This is a genomic window from Metabacillus litoralis (genome assembly GCF_003667825.1).
GTDB lineage: Bacteria > Bacillota > Bacilli > Bacillales > Bacillaceae > Metabacillus > Metabacillus litoralis_B.
Genome location: NZ_CP033043.1, coordinates 3,567,105 through 3,593,254, shown reverse-complemented (window position 1 = coordinate 3,593,254; position 26,150 = coordinate 3,567,105). Strand labels below are relative to the sequence as shown.

The window sequence follows — 26,150 nt, the reverse complement described above, 5'->3', positions numbered from 1 at the left end:
ATATGAAGATTGTAACGATACTTGGGGCAAGACCACAATTTATTAAAGCAGGTCCTGTTTCTCGTGAAATTAGAAAGCAACATACAGAAATCATTGTTCATACTGGTCAGCATTATGATGCCAATATGTCTGATATCTTTTTTGAGGAATTAAACATTCCAAAGCCTGATTATCACTTAAATGTTGGGTCAGGATCTCACGGTGTTCAAACGGCAAATATGCTAACAAGCATCGAAGAAATTATCCTAAAAGAAGAGCCAGATTATGTGTTAGTGTACGGTGATACTAACTCAACATTAGCAGGAGCACTTGCTGCATCTAAACTACATATCCCAATTGTTCACATCGAAGCAGGCTTACGTAGCTTTAATAAAAAAATGCCTGAAGAAGTAAACCGAATTTTAACAGACCATGTGTCAGAATTTCTATTTTGTCCAACAGACACGGCTGTTCAAAACCTTGAAAAAGAAAACATTACGAAAAACGTGTTTAACGTTGGAGACGTAATGTATGACGCGGTTATGTATAATCAAGACATTGCGGACAAATCAACGTTAATGAGCGACCTGGGTTTAACAGAAAAAGAATTCTACTTGATTACAGTTCACCGTGCTGAAAACACAGAAGATCCTGAGCGTATGAACAATATTCTTGATGCATTCAGCAAGGTTGAAGGAACAAAGGTGTGGCCAATTCACCCAAGAACAAAGAACAAGCTAAAATCTTCTGGTATTGATCTTGACGCTATTCCAGGATTAAAGGTTATTGAGCCAATCGGATACCTGGACATGCTTTCTTTAGAAAAAAATGCGAAAAAGATCTTAACAGACTCTGGCGGTGTACAAAAAGAGGCTTACTTTGTGAAAACTCCATGTGTGACTCTTCGTGACGAAACTGAGTGGGTTGAAACATTACATCAAGATGCAAACATCCTAGTTGGAGCAGACACAAATAAAATCTTAGAAGCAGTTCAAGCACCATGTCACTCTGACTACCCACCAATATTTGGGGATGGAAACACCTCCGAAAAAATTGTTAAAATGATAAGCGACAAATAAGAAAGAGGGGCGCTTAATGGTTGCCCCTTTTTTTGATGAGATGGTGCCTGGCACTTCCCGATTTTTGTAGAATGGGGGAGGGGGTGGTGCCTGTCATTTCCCGAATTTTGAAAAACTCAGTTAGGCTATTTTCGCAGGTAGTTATCTAGTCCCTTCAACAATATTGGCGAAAGAAGCTTCAATTTTAGAACATCAAAGCTGGAGGTCTAATCAAGTGCTATATATCACGATTTGGCTCATTGTAGCTGTTCTATCTTTTTATTTGTTTAAAAAGTCTGCAGGAACGATGTCCATATTAAAACCAAATTTACTTTCTCTTGTCTTCTATTATTCATTATTTATTTCTTCCTTTATTGGTAGTTTACTCATCGCCTTGGACATTGATAAGCATTATATGATTAATCTCTTATCAGACGATCGTTATCGTGTGATTGGCTTTTATACGATTTGTTTTGTCATGGTGATGCTGCCATTGTCGATGTATTTTGTGTCAAACTTGATTGGTTTTCGAGCGGAAAAGGAATTTGATACTTATTTGAAAAGTCCTATAGTCATTCAGCAAGATAAATTAACGTATCTTGTGTATCTAGGATTAACAGGACTTTCTCTTTTATCAATTGCCTACACAATCTATTATTTAGAGGCTATTCCAATTGTTGAATTGTTGTTAGGAAGCAGCAATTTGGCAGAGCTTCGTATTGAAGCTGCCCGAGGCTTTCAGGGAAACACACTAATTCGTAATATTTTTGCAATTGGTCTAACGCCGATTTTATCAATGATTACGTTTATTTATAGCTATAAAACAATGAAAATGAAATGGATTGCACTTTTTCTTATTACATTTTCATGCTCAGTGTTTATTCAAATTTATGATTTGTCAAAAGCACCAATTTTCTTTTATCTATTAATGTTTATTTTATTACTGCTTTACCTTCAAGTGATTAAGCTTACGTGGTCACGTGTGATTGCTCTTGGGACAATAGCCATCGGTGGAATTATTGTTTTATATGTAGTCATTCAAGGTGTGTCCGATCCAAGTGCATTTTTAGATTATAATCGTGGTCCGGTCGGTCGCTTAATTCTTACGCAAATTGCTGGATACTACATGCATTTAGAGCTATTCTCTGATAAAATGCCGCTGTTAATGGGACAAAGCCTGCCATCTTCAATCATCGGCCTTTACGATATTGAACAAATACGTTCAGCTCGTTTAGCGATGGAGGTTTACTTCCCACAACGTGTTGAAGAGGGAACAGCAGGGGTGTTAAACACTTTATTCGCAGGTGAAGCTTTTGCGAACTTTGGATATATTGGATTAATACTTGGTACCGTTTATGTTGGCGTGTTTATTCAATTGATTTATATTGCGTTTCTTCGTTTGCAAAAAAATCCATTGTACATTGCCTTGTTTGTGTATTTCACGGTAAACATACCAAGGGTGGTAATAGGTGGATTTACAGATTTCCTTCTTAATACGTTATGGGTTGCGATATTAATTGTCTTGGTTGCGCCTTTCATTTTCTTGAGGCTGTTAGAGTTTATTAGTCAGAGGACGGGGAAATGGACGTCGGTGAAGGAGTAATAGAGGTTTTGTTTGGGTGGCCCTATTCACTTGGTGAATGGGGTTTTTAATGTTAGGGGGGACAAGGGAATTGTGGGGGGATGAGTCGTCCTTTTTTAACCGATTCTCTCATAATTGAGACATGATTTAGCTTGTCATTCATATATATGTCCCGATACTGGTGCTATTGAGACATAATATAGTTTGTCATCCACAATTATGTCCCGATACTGGAACTATTGAGACAAAAAATAGCTTGTTATCGATAATTATGTCTCGATACTGGTAGTATCGAGACAAAAAATGGTTTGATATCGATAATTATGTCCCGATACTGGTAGTATCGAGACACATAATAGCTTGTTACCCACATATATGTCCCGATTCCCGTACAATCGAGACACAAAATAGCAAGTCATCCACAATTATGTCCCGATACTCGTACTATTGAGACACAAAATAGCAAGTCATCCACATATATGTCCCGATACTCGTACTATTGAGACACAAAATAGCAAGTCATCCACAAATATGTCCCGATACTCGTACTATTGGGACACAAAATAGCAAGTCATCCACATATATGTCCTGATACTGGTACAATTAAGACAAAAAATGGCATATCATCCACAAATATGTCCCGATACTGGTACAATCGAGACACAAAATAGCAAGTCATCCACAAATATGTCCCGATACTCGTACTATTGAGACAAAAAATGGCATATCATCCACAATTATGTCTCAATACTCGTACTATCGAGACACAAAAAAGCAAGTCATCCAGATATATGTCCCGATACTGGCACTATCGAGACACAAAATAGCAAGTCATCCAGATATATGTCCCGATACTCGTACAATCGAGACACAAAATAGCAAGTCATCCAGATATATGTCCCGATACTGGCACTATCGAGACACAAAAAAGCAAGTCATCCAAAATTATGTCCCGATACTGGCACTATCGAGACACAAAATAGCAAGTCATCCAGATATATGTCCCGATACTGGCACTATCGAGACACAAAATAGCAAGACATCCAGATATATGTCCCGATACTGGCACTATCGAGACACAAAATAGCAAGACATCCAGATATATGTCCCGATACTGGTACAATCGAGAAAAAAATAGCAAGTCATCCATAATTATGTCCTGATTTTCCGACTATCGGGACACCTTTTCGCTGTACATTCTAATATAATCACCTTCGTACATTATTGAATTAACATTTATAGTAAGAGATGGTCTTAATAAGAGCGATAAAGAACAAGTTAGGTGATTTATGGGAGCAAGATAGTCTTTATATGAGCAAGGTTGATTAAGTTAGGTAATTGCTGAGAGCGAGATAGCCTTCATAAGAGCCATGAAGACCAAGTCATGTGAATTATTGGAGTGAGATGTTCTTCATATGAGCCATGAAGACCAAGTTATGTGAATTATTGGAGTGAGATGTTCTTCATGTGAGCGATGAAGACCAAGTCATGTGAATTATTGGAGTGAGATGTTCTTCATATGAGCGATGAAGACCAAGTCATGTGAATTATTGGAGTGAGATGTTCTTCATATGAGCGATGAAGACCAAGTTGTGTGAATTATTGGGGTGAGATGTTCTTCATATGAGCGATGAAGACCAAGTTGTGTGATTAATGAGAGTGAGATAGCTTTCATATGAACAATGAAGACTAAGTCAGGTGATTAATGAGAGTGAGATAGCCTTCATATGAGCGATGAAGACCATTATGGTGAGTTATGTAAGTGAGATATTCTTCATAGAAGCAATGAAAACCAAGTTAGAAGATTGATAGAAGTAAAATGGTCTTCACCCTAAATATATCTAACATCCCCAGAATTTCCTATAAATCTAAAAAGCATGGATCAAACAAGATCCATGCTTTTCATATACCATTACTTCGAAACATCCGTATTAGGGAAGTAATGCTTCACAATATCAACGGCTTTCCAGTTGTTTTCGGCGAAGCCTTTGGCGCCGTATTGGCTCATGCCGATACGGTGGCCCCAGCCTTTACCTGTTGCGGTGATGGAGGCAGGGTCAGCTTCTTTTGTGATGGTTCCACTCGCTGTTTGAATGGCAACGTCTGTTGATGAGATGGTTGATGTTGTGTTTGTGCCCGTCATGACTTGTTGGCCAGAAACACTTAGTTGTGATTGTTGGCCACTAGCGGTTTGAACGGTATATTCTTTATTTACATCCAATGTGAACCAGTTTGATTTTAAGAAGCCGTAGCTTCCTTCGATTGGGAAGAGCTTACGGATGGTGAGCTCGTTACCTGTGACTGTTTTTTCTCCAGCAGAAGTGCTAATGGTGACGCTTGTTATTTCGCCATTGGCTCCTGATGGATTTGTTTTAATATCATAGAGCGTTGTTGTTGCTGGATCTAAGCCGAAGCTGTTTAAAATCATGCTTGATGTAAAAGAATTTTGCCAGTTGCTGTGTGGTGAGTTTTCGTATGGATCATCAACGGAAATCAAGTATGGGAAGCTTGCTTGATTTGAGTTCCAAACATCACCAACATTTGCTGTTCGGCCGCCACTTGTTGAGTAGAAAAATGTTTGAATTGGCTTTCCGTTGTACTTCACCATTACACCAGCTGTTTCTTCAACAGCCTGATTCGATCTAGCATCTTCAGATGTGTAGCCTTTGTACACTTGGCTTGCAGTTGTATTTTTTAAAGACATGCTGTTAGCAGCATAGCTTCGCGCTACAATTGCTTGTGCTTTTAGAGCTTCTTTATGCCATGATGCGGGCATTTCATTTGGTACAACACCTTTTAAGTAGTCTTCTAGATCAAGATTATTGACGATTGCTACTTTACCAGCTGTTTTAGCCAGAAGAGACATGCCGCCTCGATAAGCGTTAGCACCGTATGCAATAGTTGGCAGCGAAACGGTGTTTTTGTCAATCAAAGTTGTTTTAGCAGGGACCCAGCCTTTTGTTCCGTCTGCAACCTGAACGTTGAACCATGTTTCGCCTTTGTTGTTAACGAAGCTTCCAATATATTCAGCTGTTTCTGCCTTTGTTAATGACTTTCTCGTCTGGTAATCAGATGTAGCTCCACTTTTAAGATCAGTTGTTGTGGTGAAACGTGCATATTGGGCAACGTTGTACACTTCTTTTAATTCAAAGCCACTTGCTGAAGAAAAAGAAACTGCACCTGCGTCAATGTTTACATTACTTTGTGAACGGGTAATCGTTATAGTAAGACCCGGTAAAAAGTAAGTTTTTTGGTTGTTTGCTTTATTCGTTAATTCATAGATGCTTTGTAGTTTGAGTGTACTAGTTGAACTATCAACGAGTTGTACAGCAACGGGATTAGGATATGTTTTAATTGATGCAGCATTAGTGGCATCTGCATTCCATAGTAGGCTAAGTGTCAGAAAAACACCTAATAGAACTTTTTTAGCCATACTATTATTTCACCTCTCCATAGATTGCTTGAATCCAACCTCTTACACCGTTTGATAATTCAACGTTGTACCAAAGTTCACCGTTGTTGTTCGTAAAAGATCCTACGTATTTAACGGTTGTCCCTTTTTGTAGAACAGCAACTGAACGATAATCTGTTGTTGCTCCTCTATGAACGGTTGCTGTTGCTGTGATTGTTACCGTTGAGAGCTTTGCAACTGTTGTTGTAGAAACATCACCAGAAAAGATCCAGCCATATTTGCCCGTTGCATATTCAACGCGATACCATTTACCAGTGCTACCATCGTGTTCGTCAATAACAGAAAGTTCTTTTCCTTTCATAAACGTAGCAACAACTGCGTAATCTTTCGTTGCTCCTTTATGAACGGTTGCAGATGTGCTGCTTACATAAACTTTAGAAGGCAAAGTTGTCTCAGAGCCACCGCCGTCTTTAATGGCGTTTTTTAGAGAGGCTACTTCACTTTCTAGTTTCGTTACTCGTGATTGAAGAGGATTAATTTGGTTTGTTACCCACTCAACGCTTGCTAGCACAACATTGCTTGCAGCTGAGCCGACTTGAGTAGGAGTGTAGCTTCCTACTAAAAATCCAGTAAGAAAAACAGAAGAGATCACAAGCATACTTTTCTTTTTCATCTTAGTTTCCTCCAGTGAAGTATTTTTTAAGGCCTTCAGCAATTCCAACGGCAGCTTGTCCACGTGTAATGTCGTTTTTTAGCATGGACTCTTCGTTTGGATTTGAGATAAAGGCTAATTCAACTAATGCACTTGGTAGTTCGTTATTTTTTAGTACATAGTAGTTCGCTGTTTTTGTGCCACGGTCGTAGGTGTTGATTCTATCAACTAATGAATCTTGAATATAAGAAGCTAGTACACTACTTTTTGGGCCATTAAAGTTATAGGCAGTGTTATAGTATGTTTCTGTCCCTCGTGCAGATGTGCTCACACTAGCATTTGCATGAATGCTAATAAAGGCATCATTGTCTGATGAGTTTGCAATCGCAACACGCTGTGCCAAAGTTAAAAACGTATCACCACTTCGAGTAAGGGTAACAATTGCTCCTTGGCGCTCAAGCTCTGCTTTTAATTTTCTTGAAACGTCTAATGTTACATCTTTTTCTTTTAATTTTGTTGGACCAACGGCACCTGGATCTTGATCTCCGTGACCTGCATCAACAATGATTTTCTTACCAGCTAATCCAATTGGCATGACCTTAACCTGAGTTTGCTTGCTGTTGTTGCGTACTCCAATCAAATAGCCTGATTCAGGTGTTAACGTAATGGCACTAGATGTAGCTGAGATGTTTTTCAATCCTTTAATCGATTGAGAAGGTAAAACAGTATGAAGCTTGCTTCCTGTTAGCTGAACAACTCCATTTGAAAGAAGCTTGTTTCCTACAGCAAAATTCAATGATTTATCCCAAACTAATGTTGTGGCATTTCCTGATTGAGAAACCTTAGGATTTAAGAAAATGTTTGGAATGAATTCCCTTGTGTCATTCTTTAGGATCCAGCCTCGGACACCTTTTGAATTTTCAACGTTAATCCATTCATTGTGACTCCAAAGGTAAATTAATTGTTCACCTGCTTGAACTTTTGTGTTGTATCCAGAGCTTGCAGTTGCACTTTTGTGTAGCACATTGGCGTTAAGCGGGTAAACAAAGGTTCTGTCTGAAAGGCTAGTAAATAATTCTGCCTTAGGTACCCAGCCTTTTGTTCCATTTGATAATTGAACATTGTACCAATGTTGATTTTTATCATTAATAAATTCGAATAAAACTTTTACCTTCGAACCGTATGGAAGTTTTGTTACCTTATTATAATGATGCATGGCACCTTTATAAACGTAGGTGCTATTAGTACCAACAACGAATGATTTATTAAGGTAGATCTGTTTGCTCGTTACAGCTGTTGACTTGATCCAGCCATTCTCACCAGATTCTAATGTCACTCGATACCAAAGCTCTTTATTGTTATTTTCAAAAGTATCAATAACGTAAACAGCAGAGCCTTGAGAAAGTGATGCTAACTGACGATAAGAATCAAGGGCACCGCTTCTTACAACACCGTTTGTATTAAGATAATAAGTGGTGTTTACTTTCGTTTCCTTTTGAGTGTCTGTAGCAAGTATCCAGCCTGTTACATTGTTTGATGTTTGAACACGTAACCAGAATTCGTCGTTTTGGTTAATAAATGTTCCTATTACCTTCAGATCATCATTTACCGTTAATGTATCTGCTGTAGGATAGCTGCTTAATGCACCTTTTCTAACAACAGCTCCATCATTTTTAACAAAAACATAGTTCCCAACAATTTGACTCTCATAAAGGGGTTGTTCTTGAACTTCGGTTGATAGAATCCAGCCTTTTAAATCAGCACTTAATTCAACACGGTACCATGTTTGATTTAAGTTGTTCGTGAATTCATCAATAACTTGTAATGCTTCATTTTGGTTTGGTAGATACACAACACGATATGAATCTAGTGCACCACTATGAATCTTGGAACCTACATTTTTTACATAAACAATAGGGAAGCTTTGTGTTGTGTCATTATTCTCTTGAATTACTTCAGTGAATTCTGAATGGACCCAACCTTTTGTTCCATCTTCGAGCTGAATTCGATACCATACTTCTTGCTGATTATTGGTAAAAGAATCAATAATAGTTAATTCAACATTTTCTTCAAGAGTAGCGACGATTTTGTATGAAGATGTTGCACCACTATGAACGGTTGCGGATTGATTTGTTTGAAGCAATTGGACAACAGGTGTTTTAGTTAATTGTTCACTATACACCCAACCTTGAACACTTCCTAAATCAATGCGATACCAAATTTCTCCTTGTGTGCTTACATACGTATCAATTACGGTTACTTTCTGTCCGTATTGTAATGTTTCAACAGAAGGATAAGATGTTGATGCTCCTTTTCTAACATCGGCAAGATTTTTGTTTGCGTAGAGTGATGAGGGTGCTTCCTCCAATGGGGAAACACTGGTTTTCTTAACCCAGCCTTTCACGGAGTTCACAGAAATGTTCAGCCATTCCTCATTTGAATTGTTGGTAAAGTCTCCTATGACCCCAACAATTTCTCCTTTTTTCAATGTAGAAACAACATCATAGTTCGTCGTAGCACCTTTATGCATGCTAACAGTATCACCAGTTACTTGACCGATGAAGGGGTAGGGTTCGGTTGATTCTGCCGCATATGTAGAGAACGGCTGACCGATACTTAAAAACAAGAAGGTGACAGCAATAAGTGTTCTAAACCATTTCAATATACCTAGTTCTCCTCTCCTATATTTTATTTGGCAAAAAAATACCTCTGAAAGGGAAATTCAGAGGATAAGTTATATAAATATTCTAACAAACTATAAAAAGTTTGTCTTTGGGAATAATGTCTTAATCTGTCTAGTTTTGATAATCTGAAGAGGTGCTTGTCGAGGTTTGTTGTTCTTGCTCTAAATGTGTTTGTAGCTCAAGCTGCACTTCTTCAAGCATTTCTTCATCCGGAATAAAATAATAAATATCATTAATATATTCATCGCTGCCTTCAATTGTTAGCTTTTCAATATTATCTCCATTAATGTTTGGATATTTTTGTTGTAGGGCGATCGCTTGCGATATTCTAAAATTCGTTTCAACATTGTCTCCAATGTGCATAGCTAGTTCATCAATTTTAAATAAATTAGCTGGAGAGGTGGCTTTGTCGATAATGGCTGTAATAATCTCTTTTTGACGGTCATTTCTTCCAAAGTCTCCGCGAGGGTCTCTTTTCCTCATTCTTGCATAGGCAAGAGCTTCTTCACCATCAAGCTCAGCAGGCCCTTCTTCAAAATAAATTCGTTTGCCGTCTTCATCACTGTTCTCGTAAAAGTCAAAAGGTACATCGACTGTTACACCATCAAGCTCATCGACAATTGATTTAAACGCTTGGAAGCTAACAGTAGCATAATAATCGATTGGTATGTCCAAAAGTTCTTCTGTTGTTTCAATTGTTAACTCTTTTCCACCAAAGGCATAGGCGTGATTTATTTTTGTTTCACTTCCATCCTCTGGGAGAGTAACAAATGTATCACGAGGGATACTTAACATTTTTATCGTTTGAAGTGTTGGATTTACGGTGACAACTATTAATGTATCCGTACGTCCATTTTCTCCACCCGAGGAATAATCCTCTACACCCATTAAAAGAATCGAAAATGGATCTTCATTTACTTTAACTGCTGTTTCTCTTCGCTCAGATTTTTCACCGCGTTCCAATTCTGAATACGATTGGTTTGCTGCTGCATAGGTTTTATAAATGGTGTAGCCGGTATATCCGCCTACACCTAAAAGAACAAGTAAAAGAAAAAGAAGAATTCGTTTCAAAAAGCTTTTCTTTTTCTTCACTTTTTTATTTTTTAATCTAGTTGCCACTACTATCCCTCATTTATTTAGTGTTTGGGTCGGCTTTGTGAAAAGGTTTCGCTGTAAGTGCTCGTTTTCTGCGGGCACCTTCTAGATCAGCAAAGCTTTGTGATTAAATCGGTTCTTCTAAATAAATATTTTCTCCCTTTACCAAGTAACATTGCCCATTTGTGAGCTCTGTCATCCATTTTTCAAAGGTATTTATGGAAGCTTCTTCAACAAAAGCCTCAATTTCGACTTGCTCTAGGTAATGAATTTCCTTTATTTTATAAATAGAATCTCGCAGTTCATTTTCTACTTTGCCTAGCCATGTATAGTCGATCTTAGTATGCATAACGCGCATTAGTTTGCGCTCGACGATTCCGATTGCTGAAAGTCCTTCTGAAACCGATTTTCCGTAAGCGCGAATAAGGCCGCCTGTGCCTAGCTTAATTCCGCCAAAATAACGGGTGACAACAACAACCGTGTCTTTTAGTTGTTTCTTTTTTAGAACTTCAAGCATCGGAACTCCGGCTGTACCACTCGGTTCACCGTCATCGTTCGCTTTTTGAATGGAATCATTTTCTCCTATTAGATAGGCTGAACAATTATGATTGGCATTCTGATGTTTTTTCTTTATTTGCTGAATAAATTGAATGGCTTCTTCTTCCGTTTTTACTCGTTCTACATAACAAATAAAACGTGATTTTTGTATAACAATTTCATGCTCTCCATAGCCTTTTACGGTATAATAGTGTGAAAGCATGCTTGTACACCTCCTGACAAGCAAGCAGATTTAGAATAGCACATTCTTTTATTATAAAACGACAAATTTTTTACTTCAATTGTTAAAAATGTGACAAACTAAAATTATGGTATAAAAGTCGGAGGGAAAACAATGAACTCCAGTCAAAAAATAGATAGTAAATTACTTGATGAAATATTAGATAAAATGATTGGGACGGTTGCTGGAAGTAAGGATGAAATCTTTCTTATCGGTGAGCAGTCCAGACAACAGTATGAGTCTTTAGTAGAAGAGTTAGTTGAAATCAAAAAGCAAGTGAATACGGTGATTGATGAGGGAGATAAGCTAGAGGTCCAAGCCAGACTTGCCCGCAATCGCCTTTCACAGGTGAGTAAAAATTTCAAGGACTTTTCTGAAGAAGAAATTCGTAAAGCCTACGAAAATGCTCATAAGCTTCAGGTGGAGCACTCCATGCTGCAGCAGCATGAAAAGCAGCTTCGTGATCGCCGTGATGACTTGGAAAGACGGTTACTAGGCCTTCAGGAAATTATTGAACGATCTGAAGCGCTTGTTGGGCAAATTTCTGTTGTTTTAAATTATCTAAACAGCGATCTCCGCCAGGTTGGTATGCTTTTAGAGGATGCCCAGCAAAAGCAGGATTTTGGCTTGCGTATTATAGAAGCGCAGGAAGAAGAACGAAAAAGAGTGTCCAGGGAGATTCATGACGGTCCCGCGCAAATGCTTGCGAACGTCATGATGCGCTCTGAATTAATTGAACGTATTTATCGTGAGAGGGGAGCGGAGGAAGGCTTTAAAGAAATCCGTAACCTGCGAAAAAACGTCCGAAATGCTTTATATGAGGTAAGACGAATTATTTATGACCTAAGACCAATGGCATTAGATGACTTAGGACTTATACCCACCCTCAGAAAATATATGGACACGATCGAAGAATATAATGGAAAAACAAAAATTCATTTTCAAAGCATTGGTGAAATTGATGGACACCGACTTCCACCACGATTTGAGGTTGCGTTATTCCGGCTAGCACAAGAAGCTGTAACAAATGCACTGAAGCACTCGGATGCAAATGAAATAGCAGTAAAAGTGGAGGTTACCTGTGAATCGATTACAATGATTGTGAAAGATGATGGAAAAGGGTTTAATATAAAGGAAGCAAAAGGAAATAAAGATAAAAAATCTTTTGGACTGATTGGAATGAAGGAACGAGTCGATCTTCTCGGCGGAAAGATGACGATTGACTCAAAAGTTGGATTAGGGACTTTTATCATGTTTCAAGTCCCATATCATGGAACTTAATACCAATTCCTAGTATAAATACGGCTAAAGACATATTGACGTAATGGATGCCAATTAGACTAGAATAGACGATGGGGAGGCGTAAGCGCATGAAGACGAAAATTGCCATTATTGATGATCATCAATTATTTCGTGAAGGTGTTAAACGCATTTTGGATTTCGAACCAAGCTTTGAGGTAGTTGCAGAAGGTGACGACGGTGAAGAAGCATTAGCAATCGTTGATGCACACAAGCCTGATGTTGTGATCATGGATATCAATATGCCTAAAGTGAACGGTGTCGAAGCAACGAAACAATTGGTTGAAGCAAATGAAGATACAAAAATTATCATCCTATCGATTCATGATGATGAAAACTATGTAACACACGCCCTGAAAACAGGTGCAAGAGGCTATCTATTGAAAGAAATGGATGCTGACACATTAATCGAAGCAGTGAAGGTTGTTGCAGACGGCGGCTCTTATTTACATCCAAAGGTTACTCATAACCTTGTAAACGAATTTAGACGCCTTGCGACTTCAAATGGACAAGCTAATCTTCAGCCGATGCAGCCGGAAATTCGACGTCCATTACATATCTTAACTCGTCGTGAGTGTGAGGTGCTTCAAATGCTTGCTGACGGTAAAAGCAACCGCGGCATTGGTGAAGCATTGTTCATAAGTGAAAAAACCGTTAAAAACCATGTAAGTAATATTCTACAAAAAATGAATGTAAACGATCGTACGCAAGCAGTTGTTGTCGCGATTAAAAATGGTTGGGTTGAAGTGAAGTAATAGAATTGGGGTCAGACTCTATCGAGAGAGCTGACTCTTTTTTTGCCAAAATTTCAAGTAATAATAAGATAGATAAATTACATACACTAAACAAATAGATATTCCCTGCATTTTCCGGTAGAATGGGAAATGGACAAAACGATAATAGACAAGGAAGGAATTAAACTATGAAAACGGCTATTGTCACAGATAGTACAGCATATATCCCTCAACATATCCGTGAATCACATGACATACATATGATTCCTCTAAGTGTAAACTTCGGGGACGAAACCTACCAGGAAGAAGTTGAAATCACCTCACAACAGTTTTTCGAAAAAATGAAGAATTATCAGGAACTACCAACAACATCACAGCCATCGATTGGAATGTTTGTTGAGCTATTTGAAAGACTCTCAAAAGAATATGACGCCGTGATTTCGATTCATCTCTCAAGCGGTATTAGTGGTACATATAACGGAGCGGCTACTGCCGGAGACATGGTAGAAAACATCGAGGTTTATCCGTTTGACACGGAAGTAAGCGCAATGGTACAGGGCTTCTACGCGCTAGAAGCAGCAGAGATGGCTCAAGCAGGAAAATCCCCGACTGATATCATGGCACGATTAGAAGAAATGAAAAAAACAATGAGCGCTTATATCATGGTCGATGATTTAACAAATCTTCAAAAAGGTGGACGCTTAAGCGGGGCAGCGGCACTAATCGGAAGCTTACTTCAAGTGAAGCCAATTCTACATTTTGATAACAAGGTGATTGTGCCTTATGAAAAGGTGCGTACGAAGAAGAAGGCATTAAATAGAGTATTTGATTTGCTTCATGAGGATGCGAAGGATAACGAGCCAATGCGGGTTGTTGTGATTCATGCGAATCGTCCGGAGGAAGCGGAGAAGATGAAAGAAGAGCTCCAGGAGAAGTACGAGAATATTGAGTGTATGGTAAGTTACTTTGGTCCTGTTGTTGGCACGCATTTGGGTGAAGGTGCAATTGGGATTGGTTGGTATAAGAAATAATAGGGTATGTTATAGGGAGTTAGTGCTAGCCGATTAGTACTAACTCCCTAATTTTTGCTAAAAATATAGACAGAGAACTAGAATTAACTCATACTAGAAATTAGAAAAATAAGGGGGTTTTAAGCAATTGGATACTCCATCCAACCATACAATGCACCAGGAACAAGATGAAAGTAAACGTACATACCGTCATTGGACTACTCTTGAGGATCGAAAGCTTTTAGAATTACGAAAAAGTGGAATGAAATTTAGACATATTGCTGAACAGCTGTCACGCACGCCAATTAGCGTTGAAAAACGTTATCGTAAGATTTGTAAGGGTTATATATGAGATTTATATATAAGCACGAGTATCTCACTCCAGTTTTTATCCATATTGAAGGTTTACCTCTATCAAGGTATGAGCAACTACCTCATATACCAAAAAATCCGCATTTTTCTTTTTCAAAGAAACTACAACAGTATCTACAGGGTAAGGAATTACTACTCACAGAAATTCCTTTCTCTGTTGAAGAAATTCAAAATCATTATGAAAAAGGCTATATTCAACTAAATTATGGGGTTAGAAGAAAGCAGCAACGACTTTCTTGTACTCGATGTGGAAATTCAAACTCTTCCTTTTTTTCGTCCTTCGATTGTGCGAAATGTGGGGAACTGGAGTGTCACTACTGTCGTAAATGTATTATGATGGGGAGAGTTAGTGAATGTACTCCTCTATTTAGTTGGAGTGGACCACCTTTTCTAGAAGAAACAGAATCCCAGTTACAATGGGAGGGGCAGCTTTCGAGAGGGCAAGCGGTGGCCTCACAACGCGTGGAAGATGCCGTTATCAACAACAGTGAACTCCTAGTTTGGGCTGTTTGCGGAGCAGGGAAAACAGAAGTGCTATTTAAAGGTATTGAACGTGGCCTTACTGAAGGCAAGAAAATCTGTATCGCAACTCCTCGTACTGATGTTGTACTTGAATTAGCTCCTCGCCTGCGACATGTATTTCCTTCAACCTCAATAGCTGCTCTTTATGGCGGCAGCGAGGAAAAACACAAATCAGCAGCTCTCACCATCTCTACTACTCACCAACTCCTTCGCTTTAAACAAACGTTTGATTGCATCATTGTTGATGAAGTTGATGCCTTTCCCTACTCAGCCGATACCTCCCTTCAATTTGCCGTAGAAAAATCCCGGAAAGAAAAAAGCTCTCTTATTTATTTAACTGCAACACCGTCTGAGAAATGGAAGAATGATGTGAAACAGAAGAAGCGAGATGCTGTGACCATTCCTGCTCGATATCATGGTCATCCGTTGCCGGTTCCGGAATTTGCTTGGTGTGGGAATTGGAGGAAGCAGCTTAGTAAAGGGAAGCTCCCGAAGAATGTTGTGGAGTGGCTGAAGGAGAGGTTAACAAGCGGAAAGCAGGCATTTTTATTTGTGCCTTCTGTAAAACTTATTGATGAGGTCGTTGATTTATGTAGACAATTAGATCAACGGATCGAAGGGGTTCATGCTGAAGACCCGGAACGTCGAGAAAAAGTCCTGCGGTTTCGAAGTGGTGACATGCCAATTATTGTGACGTCTACCATCTTGGAAAGGGGTGTTACGATTCCAAATAGTGATGTAGCTGTGCTTGGAAGTGAGGATGGTATTTTCACAGAAAGTGCTCTCGTGCAAATTTCTGGCCGAGTTGGTAGAAGTTCATCCTATCCCACAGGCAACATCACCTTTTTTCATTACGGAAAAACAAATGCAATGATTGATGCCAAAAGACATATACAGCAAATGAATCAACAAGCAATCAAAAGTGACTATATTACCAAAAAATAGTAGCTACTTCCCGGAATCCTTTTCATATGGCATAATATATTCATAATTTGAGTGAGGAGACCGAGGGATATGGTTATTAATGCGATGGAACGGATTATGAAAGACTTGTTAGATGAATATAAGCACGGGCTTCATATCAAATGTACCTGCTCAGAATGCTTGGACGATATTCTAGCTCTTTCTTTAAACCAAACAAAGCCACGCTATGTAACAAATATTGATAAGGTCATGTATATTAAAGCTGAGTTTATTGATAAACAGGAACTGACTACACTATTAGTGAAACTAGCAGAATGTGCAAAGCTTGTTTCCGATAAACCATTATGTGAATCACAAGGAGTTTGATGAATATTCTTTGTCTTATTTGTCATGAAGAGCTTTCACAGCAAATGAGTTGGTCGAGTTTTCTATTAAGTGAGCCGAAAGTTTGTGATGAATGTTATCAGAGCCTTAGGAAGATCAATTCCCCGACCTGTCCCCATTGTTTTAGACCTCAAGAGAATGATCATGTTTGTCAAGACTGTCTCACATGGGAAAACAGTCACCACTGGAAAAACATTCTTCAGCAAAATGTTTCTGTTTTTGAGTATAATGATTCGATGAAAGAGTTGCTTGCTACCTTTAAGTTTCGTGGTGATGCTGCTTTGGTAGAGGTTTTTCAAAGGGATTTTTTAGCAAGCTATAAAACAAACTTTATTAATGAGAAAATAGATTATACGATTCCTATTCCCCTTAGCCCAGAGCGGTTATATGAACGAGGCTTTAACCAAGCCAAACTGCTCGCTGACTTTCTCCCACTAACTCAAACTGATATCCTCACACGAACTCACCATGAAAAACAATCTAAGAAATCCCGACAACAGCGCTTAACAGCTTCAAACGTGTTTTCTATAGTAGATTCTAGTAAAATAATGAACAAGAAGATTCTTTTAATAGATGATATTTATACGACTGGCAGTACGTTGAGACATGCTGCTAAGGTGTTAAAGAACAATGGAACAGATTCAGTTTTTTCATTAACATTAATTAGAAGTTAAAAATATTAAAACATGTGCCGATATACTATATATAAAGAAACGGAATAGGAGAATAGATTATGGGAGAATTAGCGAATTGCCCTAATTGCGATACATTATTTGTTCAAACACAATTTAGATCTGTATGTGATAAATGTTATAAAGAAGAAGAAAAGCACTATGAAACGGTTTATGCATTTTTAAGAAAACGTGAAAATCGTAAAGCTCTTTTAGATGAGGTTGTCGAGGGTACAGGTGTCTCTAAAGACCTGATATTAAAATTTATCCGTCTTGGAAGATTACAGTTATCGAATTTTCCAAACTTAGGATATCCGTGTGAGAAATGTGGCACTTCGATTAGAAAAGATCGTTTATGTGAAAAATGCAGTAATGATATTCAAAGGCAGCTTCATCAAGTAGAACAAGAAGCACAGATCAGCGAACGTAACAAACGACAAAGTTCGCCTTCAGCCGCAACTTTCTATTCCCAAAGTACTAAAAAGTAGTGAATTACTAAATAATTAATTTATAAAGACCGATATAAATGTTAGACAACTGAATGTTGAATGAAAGTGAGGGAAACTCATGAAAATAAATAATCTTGGATCTGTAAATGTTAATCCTTATAAAAAGAACTTAGAAAAGCAGGCAGCTGCTTCAACAAAGCCTCAGTCAAAAGAAGACAAAGTAGAGATTTCCTCAAAGGCAATTGATTTGCAACAATCAAATGAGGTTGTGAAAGCTAGACAGGAAAAAGTACAAGCAATCAAAGCACAAGTAGAAAACGGAACTTACACAATTGATCCTAAAGCTGTTGCAAAGGGATTAGTTGAATTTTATAAGAAGTAAACTAGATTTACGGAGGGTTATGGATGGCTGCTGAACAATTAATACAAACATTAGAAAAACTACTAAAACTTCATCAAAACCTATACGAAGTAACCCTTCAAAAAACAGAAATATTAAAGCATGATTCTGTAGAAGAACTAAAAGAATTACTTAAAAAAGAGCAGATGTATGTTCAGGCTATTAAACAAGTGGAAGATGAACGAATCAGAGTTGCTGCTGAATTCTTAGGTAATAACGAAGAAGCTACTCTTTCGGCATGCATCGTAAAAGCAACCGGGGCTGAAAAAGAAAAGCTACAAGTTATTTTAAAAGAATTCACTAAGACTATGAATCAACTTAAAGACAGAAATCAGCTGAACAGAGAACTAACAAAACAAGCGTTACAGCTTACATCTATGACACTTGATATGATCATGCCGCAGGAAACTGATATTAATTACGATAAACCAACAAACAAAACAACAGAGAAACAGCGTCGATCCATCTTTGATTCGAAAGCTTAATGTTAGGAGGGGACTAAATGCGTTCAACTTTTATGGGGTTAGAAACGGCTAAGCGTGGGATGTTTGCGCAGCAGAGTGCACTTCATACGACGGGTAATAATATTGCGAATGCGAATACAGAGGGTTATACACGCCAGCGTGTAAACTTAAAAGCAACAGAAGCTTATCCATCACTAGGAATCAACCGGCCGCAAATCCCTGGGCAAATGGGGACAGGTGTTGAAGTTGATAGTGTCCAACGTGTAAGAGAGAGCTTTTTAGATATTCAATATCGCTCGGAAAATAATAAACTAGGGTACTGGGATTCTAGAGCAAATGCCCTTCAAAAGATGGAAGAAATAATGAATGAACCATCAGATACTGGTTTAGCTAATTCACTTGACCAATTTTGGCAGTCTCTTCAAGATTTAGCTCTTGACCCAACGAATGCAGGTGCCCGATCTGTTGTACGTGAGCGAGGTAATGCTGTTGCAGATACGTTTAGTTATTTAGCTACATCTTTAAAATCTGTACAAGGTGACCTGAAAAATGAACTAGATGTATCAGTAAAAGAAGTGAACTCAATTGCTAACCAATTAAATAATATTAATAAACAAATCTCAGAGATAGAACCAAACGGTTATCTACCGAATGATTTATATGATGAACGTGATCGACTTTTAGATAAATTATCATCGCTAGCTAATATTAAAGTATCCTACAATCCTTCAGGCGGAAATGCTCTGAAGATATCAGAAGGAACAGCAACCGTTGAAATCGTCGATGACAACGGCAAGATACTAGGAACCTTAGTAGATGCAAAAAGCCAGCGAGTAAATGAATTAAGTGTTACCTTTAAAAAAATCACTGATGATAATGGAAATATTTCCGATGGACTTGTTGAAGGTGTGAAAATTGGCTCCAAATCAATTAGCATTATGGACTTTAACAGTGCTGGTAAGGTTAGTGGATTAATAGATTCATATGGATATTCTGAAACGTTGAGTGATGGTAGTGTTGTTGAATATGGGCTGTATCCGCAGATGTTGAATGATTTGGATACAATGGCGTATACGTTTGGAACGGCATTTAATGCTGTTCATAGTGAAGGATGGACATTAAATGACTTTGATTCTGATACTAAAGCTCCTAATACAACCAATAGTAAGATTAACTTCTTCACTCTTGGAGGCGTGGCTTTTGGTAATAACTCAAAAGGAGCAGCTAGCTTAATTCAAATATCAAAAGAAATTCAAGATTCTACAAACAACATCGCTGCAGCCTATTATGACGGTAAAACTTTACCTGAAATAGGTAATGGTAAAAATGCCGTTCAATTATCAAATGTTAAAAATGGGATCCTTACTATCGGAACAACCAATACAACTCTTCAGAACTTTTATGAAGGAATTATTGGTGGAATGGCAGTAAATGCTCAGGAAGCAGAAAGACTTACAACGAATAGTACTGTTTTAAAAGACTCTGTAGAAGAGAGAAGGCAGTCAGTAAGTGCTGTTTCTCTAGATGAAGAAATGACGAATATGATTCAATTTCAGCATGCTTATAATGCATCTGCAAGAATGATTACATTGCAGGATGAAATACTAGATAAAATCATAAATGGCATGGGGATATCAGGAAGATAGGTAGGTGAAAGTGTATGCGTGTAACACAAAGTATGCTAGCAAATAATTCATTAAGAAATTTGAGTAAGAGTTATGCGAACCTTGGAAAATATCAGGATCAGCTAGCGACAGGAAAGAAAATAAATCGTCCGTCTGATGATCCCGTTGTGGCAATTAAAGGTATGTTTTATCGTACCAATCTTACGGAGAATGAACAGTATCAGAGGAACTTATCTGAAGCTTATACATGGTTGGAGAATTCTGAAGCAGGAATTGAGCAAGTAACAGAAATTACTCAAAGAATAAGAGAATTAGTGGTACAGGGTAAGAATGGATCAAACAGCCCAGAAGATTTAAATGCTATTGGCGTTGAGATTGGTCAGCTGAAAGAAGATTTAATTGGTGTAGCTAATACTCAGGTTGCAGGTAGATATATTTTTAATGGTGAAAAAACTCTAACTGCACCAATAGGGGATAATGGCTTTACCACAGATGCCGACGGTAAAAAACAATATACATTCACACAGAATACATCCTCCTACAATGTTGAGGTCTCTAAGGGAGTTCAACTAAAGGTAAATGTTAATTCACAAAATGTTTTTAGTAAGGATTTATTTAATGTACTAGAAGAATTAGAAAGTAATTTGACTGATGGTGTTGGTATATTAGAAAATGGAGATCAAATCTTAGAGAAGTTAGATATGCATATTCAAACTATTACTTCTGAAAGAGCAGAACTCGGTGCTAGATATAATCGCCTAGAATTAGTGGATAGCCGTTTAAGTGATCAAGAGGTTATAGCGAATAGAATCTTATCTGATAATGAAGATGCTGATATTGAAAGAGTAATAACTGATTTAACAATCCAAGAAAGTATCCACCGAGCAGCCCTATCAGCCGGCTCTAAGATAATTCAACCTACATTAATAGACTTTTTACGATAAGCTATCTTTAATTAAGATAGCTTTTTTACTAGGAGTGATTTTTTTTATGAGGATACCTCAAATTAGACTTGAGAGTACAAAGGCGCAGATAGGACTTAAAACCATAAATGCGGTTAATAATATTAAGCAACCTAAGGCCGATCTATCAATTGAACAACCTAAAGCTGAGCTCACAATAAGGACCACTCCATCAAAACTTACAATTGATCAAACACAAGCAAGAGCCGATGTCGATCTGAAATCTGTAGTTAAAAGGATGGAGGAATTTTCTCAAAAAGGCTACCAGGATCTCCTTGCAGGAATTGCTCGTCGTGCTCAGCAAGGTATTGAGTTAATGAAAATTGAAAATGGTGGAAATCCTATTGCAACACAAGCTAAACAAAATAGTCAAAAACCTATGAAAGAATTTGGACTTGGATTTATTCCATCACACGGTAGTGTGAAAATAAGTTATGAACCTGCAAGAGTTGATATAGAAGTAGCACCAAATAAACCGAAAATACATGTAAATGTAAATAAACCAATTATGGAATATGAGCCAGGAAAAGTAGAAGTTTCCTTAAAACAAAAAAATGAACTGAATATAGATTTTGAAATGATTGATATAAAGGCATAATACTATTGAGAAGGATGGTGAAGTAATGGAAATTAATACAAAATACCACGGTGTTTTAGATGTAGAGGACTCGAAGATTGTTCATTTTGAACAAGGCATTCCCGGATTTCTAGACGAAAAAGACTTTATCCTATTACCTATAGATAATGATTCTCCATTTTCTATTCTGCAGTCCGTGCAAACTTCCGAACTCGGCTTTGTTGTGACAGAACCATTTATTTTCTTTAAAGATTACGAGTTTGATCTTGGGGAACATGATAAGGAGGTTCTAGGAATAGCGGATGACCAAGCATCCATTCTGGTATTAGCAATTCTCTCCCTAAAAGATCCATTCGTTGAGACAACGGCTAATCTCCAAGCTCCTATTGTAATTAATCAAACATCTAAAAAAGCTAAACAGGTTATATTAGTTGATGAGTCGTATACAACTAAACATAAAATTCTTAAAGAAGTTACTAAGTAATAGGAGGTGGAAGTATGCTAGTACTAACAAGGAAAACAGGAGAGACTATACAGATTGGTGATAACATAGAGTTAACGGTTTTATCAATACAAGGTGATCAAATAAAATTAGGTATAAAAGCACCAAAAAATATAGGGATTCTTCGGAAAGAGATCTACGATAGCATACAGGAATCAAATAACGAAGCAGCCTCCGTAAATAAAAATATTTTGAACCAATTAAAAATGAGCAAGTTAGACCTCTAGATATCATAGAGGTTTTTTTTTGTTAAAGGTTATAAAAAAAAAAATATTTCTTTTAAAAACTATTAAACTATCTTCATAACTGTCGATAATAATAGTGTAAGGAAGAACACAAAATGGCGGCCGACAAAATGTGTATCTTTCCAAAATAAACTTTCATTCACAAGGATGTGAATGAACCTAAATTCAAGGAGGAAATTCAAAATGAGAATTAATCATAATATTGCTGCTCTTAACACTTATCGCCAGTTAAATAGTGCTTCTGGTGCTCAATCTAAATCTATGGAGAAATTATCTTCAGGTCTTCGTATTAACCGTGCTGGAGATGACGCTGCTGGTCTAGCAATCTCTGAAAAAATGCGTGGTCAAATCCGTGGTTTAGAACAAGCATCTCGTAACTCACAAGATGGTATCTCTATGATCCAAACTGCTGAAGGTGCATTAAACGAGACTCACGACATCCTACAACGTATGCGTGAACTAGCTACTCAAGCAGCTAACGATACTAACGTTGGCGTTGACCGTGCGGAAATCCAAAAAGAGATGGATGCATTATCTTCTGAGATTAACCGTATTGGTAATACTACTGAGTTTAATACTCAAAGCCTTTTAAAGGGTGATGGTAAGGCTAATTTAAATAAAACTAATACGTTAACTGATGGAACACTTGCATCTGGTTTAACAAACAATACGCAAGCTACTCAGACTGTTACTGTGGTAGGTACTACTACAACAGTTACTGATAATGGAAAAACAGCAACTTTTACAATTAACGGACAAGAACTTAAAGTTACTTTTGTAGAAGATGCTAATACAACGGCTAATACAACTGCTCTAGATACTTCTAGTATCACAGGTAATTCTGCAACTATTAAATTTAATGCTGCTGCGACTACTGGAGAACAAGCAGGTGATTTAAGAACTGCTTTAGAAGAAATGATTAAAAAGAACTCAACTTTAGCAGGTAACTATGCTATTTCAGGCACTGGGGATAATGTTACTATAACAGCTTCATCTACTGGTGAATTCAAAGGTTCTGCAGGAAACATAGCTGGATTTAGTGAAGGTATGAGTGGTGCTTGGACAGGCGGTAGTGCATCTGTAGGTACTACAACTTACACTCAGGCAAGTAAAACAATTAACTTTAATACTTTAGAGACAGGTACAGCAAGTACTACTAACGATAAAATTAAAGCACTAGAAGGAACAGGCTTTACAGTTAATGGGCAACAAGTAGAATTTTATGATTCAACTAAAGGTGCATATACTGGAAGTGGTATTGGTGTCGCTATTAATACTGCTCTTGAACAAGTAACAGACGGCTCAAAAGCTGATGCTTTAGCAAAAGCAATTGCAGACACTGTTGGTTCTAAAGTTGAGGGAGTAGTTTTAACGGCTTCAGCAGGTAGCCTTACAATTACTGCTTCAGATGAATATAAAGGTGAAGCAGGCAATAACATTGAAGTTAAAGACGGTGGTCTACAAGAAAACTTCAAAGCTGCTTTCCAAGTAGGCGCAAATAAAAACCAAAGCATGACAATCGAAATCAAAGACATGCGATCTGAAGCTCTTGGAATCACAGGTAAAGCTGGAGATACTGGTTTCACTAAAACTAACACAGTATCTGACGGAACAAGCAACACAACTAAAGAAGCTTCTCTAGATGTTTCTACAGCTGAAAATGCTTCTAACGCTATTAAAGTAATCAACGATGCAATCGAGAAAGTATCTACTCAACGTTCTTCTCTTGGTGCATTCCAAAACCGCTTAGAGCATACAATTAACAACTTAGGTACATCTGCTGAGAACTTAACAGCTGCTGAGTCTCGTATCCGTGACGTTGACATGGCGAAAGAAATGATGACTCAAACGAAGAATTCTATTCTTTCTCAAGCTGCTCAAGCGATGTTAGCTCAAGCAAACCAACAACCACAAGGTGTACTTCAATTACTTCGTTAATTGAAGATTGGATTAGAGATATTAGCCTCATGGTTAATATCTCTTTTCTTTTTCTAAGAAATTCTTATGAAAATAAATCATAATATATCAGCATTACATACATATAGGCAGCTATCAGCAAATAATCATAAATTATCAGAATCCATGGAAAAGCTCTCTTCAGGTTTACGTATAAATAAAGCAGGAGATGATGCTGCTGGTTTATCGATTTCGGAGAAAATGCGTGCTCAGATTAGAGGCTTAGAACAAGCTTCTAGGAACATACAGGATGGAATATCCCTTATTCAGACAGCTGAAGGTGGCCTTAATGAAATTCATGAACTTGTTCAAAGAGGAAGAGAACTATCTGTCCAGGCCTCAAATGACACGTTAAATGATGCAGACAAGGCAAGCATACAGGAAGAAATTGAACAGATAAAAGAAGAAGTAACGAATATCGCAGGGAGAACCAATTTTAATGGAATTAAATTGTTAGATATTGACAATGACACTTCATTAACATCCTCTAAAACTGATGAAGAATTAATGATGGAAACTTTAAAACGTTCAATGCTCGAACAAAGTGAAAAAATGGTGAAAGATTATTTTGGTCTTCAAGCTGATGGTGTAGATATTAAAATTATTATGAAAGATTATAATGATCCAAATGCACTAGCTTGGGTGCAATATCAAGTTGATCCCTTGACAGGTAAAGGTATTAATATAGAAATGCACATGGATAAACAAGATTTCTTACCACCCGAATGGCCAAATGGTGGTTCTGCTCCAATTTATAATGATCGAATAATTGCACATGAAATGACACATGCCATTATGGCTAGAAGTATGAACTTTGCTGCGATGCCAAAATGGTTTAAAGAGGGTGCAGCTGAGCTAATACATGGTGGAGATGAACGATTAGCTGCGGATATCTCTATTAACGGTAAACAGAATGTCATTGACGCTATAGATGATCCGATTGATTCATGGGACGACCCACGATCACCTATGCAGAGCATTCATTACTCGGCAGGATATGTTGCCGTTCGATATCTCCATGACCGAATTAAAACTGCAGGTGGAGCAGAGGGTATTAAGGAGTTAATGACATATTTAAATAGCAATCCAAGTTCTAATTTAGATACTGCATTAAAAAACATTTCACACGGTGCATATACAAATGGTTTAAGTGACTTTATAACAGATTTTAAAACGAACGGTGTTAACTTTATTGATACTAAAATGAATTTAAGTAATACAGACACCGGGGCTATTGGAGGACGCGATGCAGAAGGGATTACCGCGGAAATAAAAACAGCAACATCAGTTGTAGCAGATGTTGATAACTATACTGAGGACCCTTTGTCGGGATTTAATGAAATATGGTTGGATTCTTCAGGTAATGTAATGGTTTCACATAACAGTGACAATGGAAATTCCCCTTCAAATGGACAACATATAAATATACAAGTCGGGGCTGGGAGTTTAAGTGCGTTCTCTTTTAACTTAACTAATATGAAATCTGATACATTAGAAATAGGAAATGTTAATGTGATAAAAGATGCGAGTGGTGCAATAAGTGCATTTGATCAAGCAATCTTATCAGTTTCATCTGAAAGAGGTCGATTTGGTGCGATTCAAAACCGTCTTGAATATGCACTTGAGGTTTCTAATAACATAAATGAAAACTTAACCTCTGCTGAATCACGAATTCGAGATGTTGATATGGCAAAAGAAATGATGAAGCAAACGAAGAGCTCTATTCTCTCTCAAGTTGCACAGACAATGCTAGCACAAGCTAATCAGCAGCCACAAAATGTTCTTCAATTATTACGGTAACCTTACATGAGGAA

The 26,150-nt window shown here is 37.7% G+C and carries 24 protein-coding genes; 19 read left to right on the top strand and 5 right to left on the bottom strand.

Translation table 11 applies throughout. From position 1 onward, the window contains the following. Positions 1–2: 2 nt before the first annotated feature. Both wecB and D9842_RS17710 read left to right on the top strand, forming a co-directional pair. A complete protein-coding gene (gene wecB / locus D9842_RS17715) occupies positions 3–1,058 on the top strand; it encodes a non-hydrolyzing UDP-N-acetylglucosamine 2-epimerase (RefSeq protein ID WP_121663650.1) in 1,056 nt (351 codons plus the stop codon). Between the two features lie 214 nt (positions 1,059–1,272). Then, the gene (locus tag D9842_RS17710) at positions 1,273–2,640 is read left to right on the top strand and encodes an oligosaccharide repeat unit polymerase (RefSeq protein WP_121663649.1); all 1,368 of its coding nucleotides are present in this window, start codon (positions 1,273–1,275) and stop codon (positions 2,638–2,640) included. 1,891 nt (positions 2,641–4,531) lie between these two features. Here D9842_RS17710 and D9842_RS26370 read toward each other — a convergent pair. The 5 genes from D9842_RS26370 to D9842_RS17685 all read right to left on the bottom strand — a co-directional run bounded on the left by D9842_RS26370 (position 4,532) and on the right by D9842_RS17685 (position 11,222). Beyond that, positions 4,532–6,052: a SpoIID/LytB domain-containing protein gene (locus D9842_RS26370; protein ID WP_257535894.1), complete on the bottom strand. Its 1,521-nt coding sequence runs from the start codon at positions 6,050–6,052 to the stop codon at positions 4,532–4,534. Between the two features lie 4 nt (positions 6,053–6,056). Beyond that, positions 6,057–6,704: an SH3 domain-containing protein gene (locus D9842_RS17700; protein ID WP_121663648.1), complete on the bottom strand. Its 648-nt coding sequence runs from the start codon at positions 6,702–6,704 to the stop codon at positions 6,057–6,059. Between the two features lies 1 nt (position 6,705). Then, complete coding sequence (locus D9842_RS17695; protein WP_121663647.1) at positions 6,706–9,345, bottom strand: N-acetylmuramoyl-L-alanine amidase family protein; 2,640 nt, start codon at positions 9,343–9,345, stop codon at positions 6,706–6,708. 133 nt (positions 9,346–9,478) lie between these two features. Continuing rightward, positions 9,479–10,486 (bottom strand): LCP family protein, encoded by a 1,008-nt coding sequence (locus D9842_RS17690; protein ID WP_121663646.1) that lies wholly within the window; start codon positions 10,484–10,486, stop codon positions 9,479–9,481. A 103-nt stretch (positions 10,487–10,589) separates the two neighbouring features. Next, positions 10,590–11,222 (bottom strand): YigZ family protein, encoded by a 633-nt coding sequence (locus D9842_RS17685; RefSeq protein ID WP_121663645.1) that lies wholly within the window; start codon positions 11,220–11,222, stop codon positions 10,590–10,592. 132 nt (positions 11,223–11,354) lie between these two features. On the opposite strand from D9842_RS17685, the gene D9842_RS17680 reads away from it, so the two are divergent. The 17 genes from D9842_RS17680 (at position 11,355) to D9842_RS26015 (ending at position 26,136) form a co-directional block, all read left to right on the top strand. Beyond that, the gene (locus D9842_RS17680) at positions 11,355–12,521 is read left to right on the top strand and encodes a two-component sensor histidine kinase DegS (protein WP_121663644.1); all 1,167 of its coding nucleotides are present in this window, start codon (positions 11,355–11,357) and stop codon (positions 12,519–12,521) included. 89 nt (positions 12,522–12,610) lie between these two features. Beyond that, positions 12,611–13,294 (top strand): two-component system response regulator DegU, encoded by a 684-nt coding sequence (locus D9842_RS17675; RefSeq protein ID WP_098798413.1) that lies wholly within the window; start codon positions 12,611–12,613, stop codon positions 13,292–13,294. Between the two features lie 167 nt (positions 13,295–13,461). Continuing rightward, positions 13,462–14,304: a DegV family protein gene (locus D9842_RS17670; protein ID WP_121663643.1), complete on the top strand. Its 843-nt coding sequence runs from the start codon at positions 13,462–13,464 to the stop codon at positions 14,302–14,304. A gap of 127 nt (positions 14,305–14,431) precedes the next feature. Then, positions 14,432–14,635 (top strand): Myb-like DNA-binding domain-containing protein, encoded by a 204-nt coding sequence (locus D9842_RS17665; RefSeq protein ID WP_121663642.1) that lies wholly within the window; start codon positions 14,432–14,434, stop codon positions 14,633–14,635. Continuing rightward, the gene (locus tag D9842_RS17660; protein WP_121663641.1) at positions 14,632–16,122 is read left to right on the top strand and encodes an ATP-dependent helicase ComFA; all 1,491 of its coding nucleotides are present in this window, start codon (positions 14,632–14,634) and stop codon (positions 16,120–16,122) included. Before D9842_RS17665 ends, D9842_RS17660 begins: the two co-directional genes overlap by 4 nt. Positions 16,123–16,191: 69 nt before the next feature. After that, complete coding sequence (locus tag D9842_RS17655; protein ID WP_121663640.1) at positions 16,192–16,467, top strand: late competence protein ComFB; 276 nt, start codon at positions 16,192–16,194, stop codon at positions 16,465–16,467. Next, positions 16,467–17,159, top strand: coding sequence for a ComFC family protein (locus D9842_RS17650; RefSeq protein WP_121663639.1), 693 nt, complete (start codon positions 16,467–16,469; stop codon positions 17,157–17,159). The genes D9842_RS17655 and D9842_RS17650 overlap by 1 nt, the downstream gene beginning before the upstream one ends. A 59-nt stretch (positions 17,160–17,218) precedes the next feature. Next, positions 17,219–17,644, top strand: coding sequence for a TIGR03826 family flagellar region protein (locus tag D9842_RS17645; RefSeq protein WP_121663638.1), 426 nt, complete (start codon positions 17,219–17,221; stop codon positions 17,642–17,644). Between the two features lie 79 nt (positions 17,645–17,723). Further along, complete coding sequence (flgM, locus tag D9842_RS17640; RefSeq protein ID WP_121663637.1) at positions 17,724–17,987, top strand: flagellar biosynthesis anti-sigma factor FlgM; 264 nt, start codon at positions 17,724–17,726, stop codon at positions 17,985–17,987. Positions 17,988–18,010: 23 nt separating this feature from the next. Next, a complete protein-coding gene (locus tag D9842_RS17635; protein ID WP_121663636.1) occupies positions 18,011–18,490 on the top strand; it encodes a flagellar protein FlgN in 480 nt (159 codons plus the stop codon). Positions 18,491–18,507: 17 nt separating this feature from the next. Continuing rightward, entirely contained in the window at positions 18,508–20,115 is a 1,608-nt protein-coding gene (gene flgK / locus D9842_RS17630) for a flagellar hook-associated protein FlgK (protein WP_121663635.1), read from the top strand. Between the two features lie 14 nt (positions 20,116–20,129). Continuing rightward, positions 20,130–21,038 (top strand): flagellar hook-associated protein FlgL, encoded by a 909-nt coding sequence (gene flgL, locus D9842_RS17625; protein ID WP_121663634.1) that lies wholly within the window; start codon positions 20,130–20,132, stop codon positions 21,036–21,038. 46 nt (positions 21,039–21,084) lie between these two features. Continuing rightward, positions 21,085–21,654, top strand: coding sequence for a DUF6470 family protein (locus tag D9842_RS17620; protein ID WP_121663633.1), 570 nt, complete (start codon positions 21,085–21,087; stop codon positions 21,652–21,654). A gap of 25 nt (positions 21,655–21,679) precedes the next feature. Further along, on the top strand, positions 21,680–22,117 hold the full coding sequence (gene fliW, locus D9842_RS17615; RefSeq protein ID WP_121663632.1) for a flagellar assembly protein FliW: 438 nt from the start codon (positions 21,680–21,682) through the stop codon (positions 22,115–22,117). A gap of 14 nt (positions 22,118–22,131) precedes the next feature. Next, positions 22,132–22,362: a carbon storage regulator CsrA gene (gene csrA / locus D9842_RS17610; protein WP_121663631.1), complete on the top strand. Its 231-nt coding sequence runs from the start codon at positions 22,132–22,134 to the stop codon at positions 22,360–22,362. Between the two features lie 201 nt (positions 22,363–22,563). Continuing rightward, positions 22,564–24,318 (top strand): flagellin N-terminal helical domain-containing protein, encoded by a 1,755-nt coding sequence (locus D9842_RS26565; protein ID WP_121663630.1) that lies wholly within the window; start codon positions 22,564–22,566, stop codon positions 24,316–24,318. A 66-nt stretch (positions 24,319–24,384) separates the two neighbouring features. Continuing rightward, a complete protein-coding gene (locus D9842_RS26015; protein WP_162987480.1) occupies positions 24,385–26,136 on the top strand; it encodes a flagellinolysin in 1,752 nt (583 codons plus the stop codon). The last annotated feature ends 14 nt before the right edge of the window (positions 26,137–26,150 follow it).

Excerpts from the sequence above, each read along its gene's own strand:
- D9842_RS17700 (WP_121663648.1), bottom strand. The coding sequence starts at position 6,704 with ATGAAAAAGAAAAGTATGCTTGTGATCTCTTCTGTTTTTCTTACTGGA.
- D9842_RS17685 (WP_121663645.1), bottom strand. The coding sequence starts at position 11,222 with ATGCTTTCACACTATTATACCGTAAAAGGCTATGGAGAGCATGAAATT.
- fliW (WP_121663632.1), top strand. The coding sequence starts at position 21,680 with ATGGAAATTAATACAAAATACCACGGTGTTTTAGATGTAGAGGACTCG.
- D9842_RS26015 (WP_162987480.1), top strand. The coding sequence starts at position 24,385 with ATGAAAATAAATCATAATATATCAGCATTACATACATATAGGCAGCTA.
- D9842_RS17650 (WP_121663639.1), top strand. The coding sequence starts at position 16,467 with ATGAATATTCTTTGTCTTATTTGTCATGAAGAGCTTTCACAGCAAATG.
- flgK (WP_121663635.1), top strand. The coding sequence starts at position 18,508 with ATGCGTTCAACTTTTATGGGGTTAGAAACGGCTAAGCGTGGGATGTTT.
- csrA (WP_121663631.1), top strand. The coding sequence starts at position 22,132 with ATGCTAGTACTAACAAGGAAAACAGGAGAGACTATACAGATTGGTGAT.
- D9842_RS17620 (WP_121663633.1), top strand. The coding sequence starts at position 21,085 with ATGAGGATACCTCAAATTAGACTTGAGAGTACAAAGGCGCAGATAGGA.
- D9842_RS26565 (WP_121663630.1), top strand. The coding sequence starts at position 22,564 with ATGAGAATTAATCATAATATTGCTGCTCTTAACACTTATCGCCAGTTA.
- flgM (WP_121663637.1), top strand. The coding sequence starts at position 17,724 with ATGAAAATAAATAATCTTGGATCTGTAAATGTTAATCCTTATAAAAAG.
- flgL (WP_121663634.1), top strand. The coding sequence starts at position 20,130 with ATGCGTGTAACACAAAGTATGCTAGCAAATAATTCATTAAGAAATTTG.
- D9842_RS17635 (WP_121663636.1), top strand. The coding sequence starts at position 18,011 with ATGGCTGCTGAACAATTAATACAAACATTAGAAAAACTACTAAAACTT.
- D9842_RS17670 (WP_121663643.1), top strand. The coding sequence starts at position 13,462 with ATGAAAACGGCTATTGTCACAGATAGTACAGCATATATCCCTCAACAT.
- D9842_RS26370 (WP_257535894.1), bottom strand. The coding sequence starts at position 6,052 with ATGGCTAAAAAAGTTCTATTAGGTGTTTTTCTGACACTTAGCCTACTA.
- wecB (WP_121663650.1), top strand. The coding sequence starts at position 3 with ATGAAGATTGTAACGATACTTGGGGCAAGACCACAATTTATTAAAGCA.
- D9842_RS17645 (WP_121663638.1), top strand. The coding sequence starts at position 17,219 with ATGGGAGAATTAGCGAATTGCCCTAATTGCGATACATTATTTGTTCAA.
- D9842_RS17655 (WP_121663640.1), top strand. The coding sequence starts at position 16,192 with ATGGTTATTAATGCGATGGAACGGATTATGAAAGACTTGTTAGATGAA.
- D9842_RS17660 (WP_121663641.1), top strand. The coding sequence starts at position 14,632 with ATGAGATTTATATATAAGCACGAGTATCTCACTCCAGTTTTTATCCAT.
- D9842_RS17680 (WP_121663644.1), top strand. The coding sequence starts at position 11,355 with ATGAACTCCAGTCAAAAAATAGATAGTAAATTACTTGATGAAATATTA.
- D9842_RS17675 (WP_098798413.1), top strand. The coding sequence starts at position 12,611 with ATGAAGACGAAAATTGCCATTATTGATGATCATCAATTATTTCGTGAA.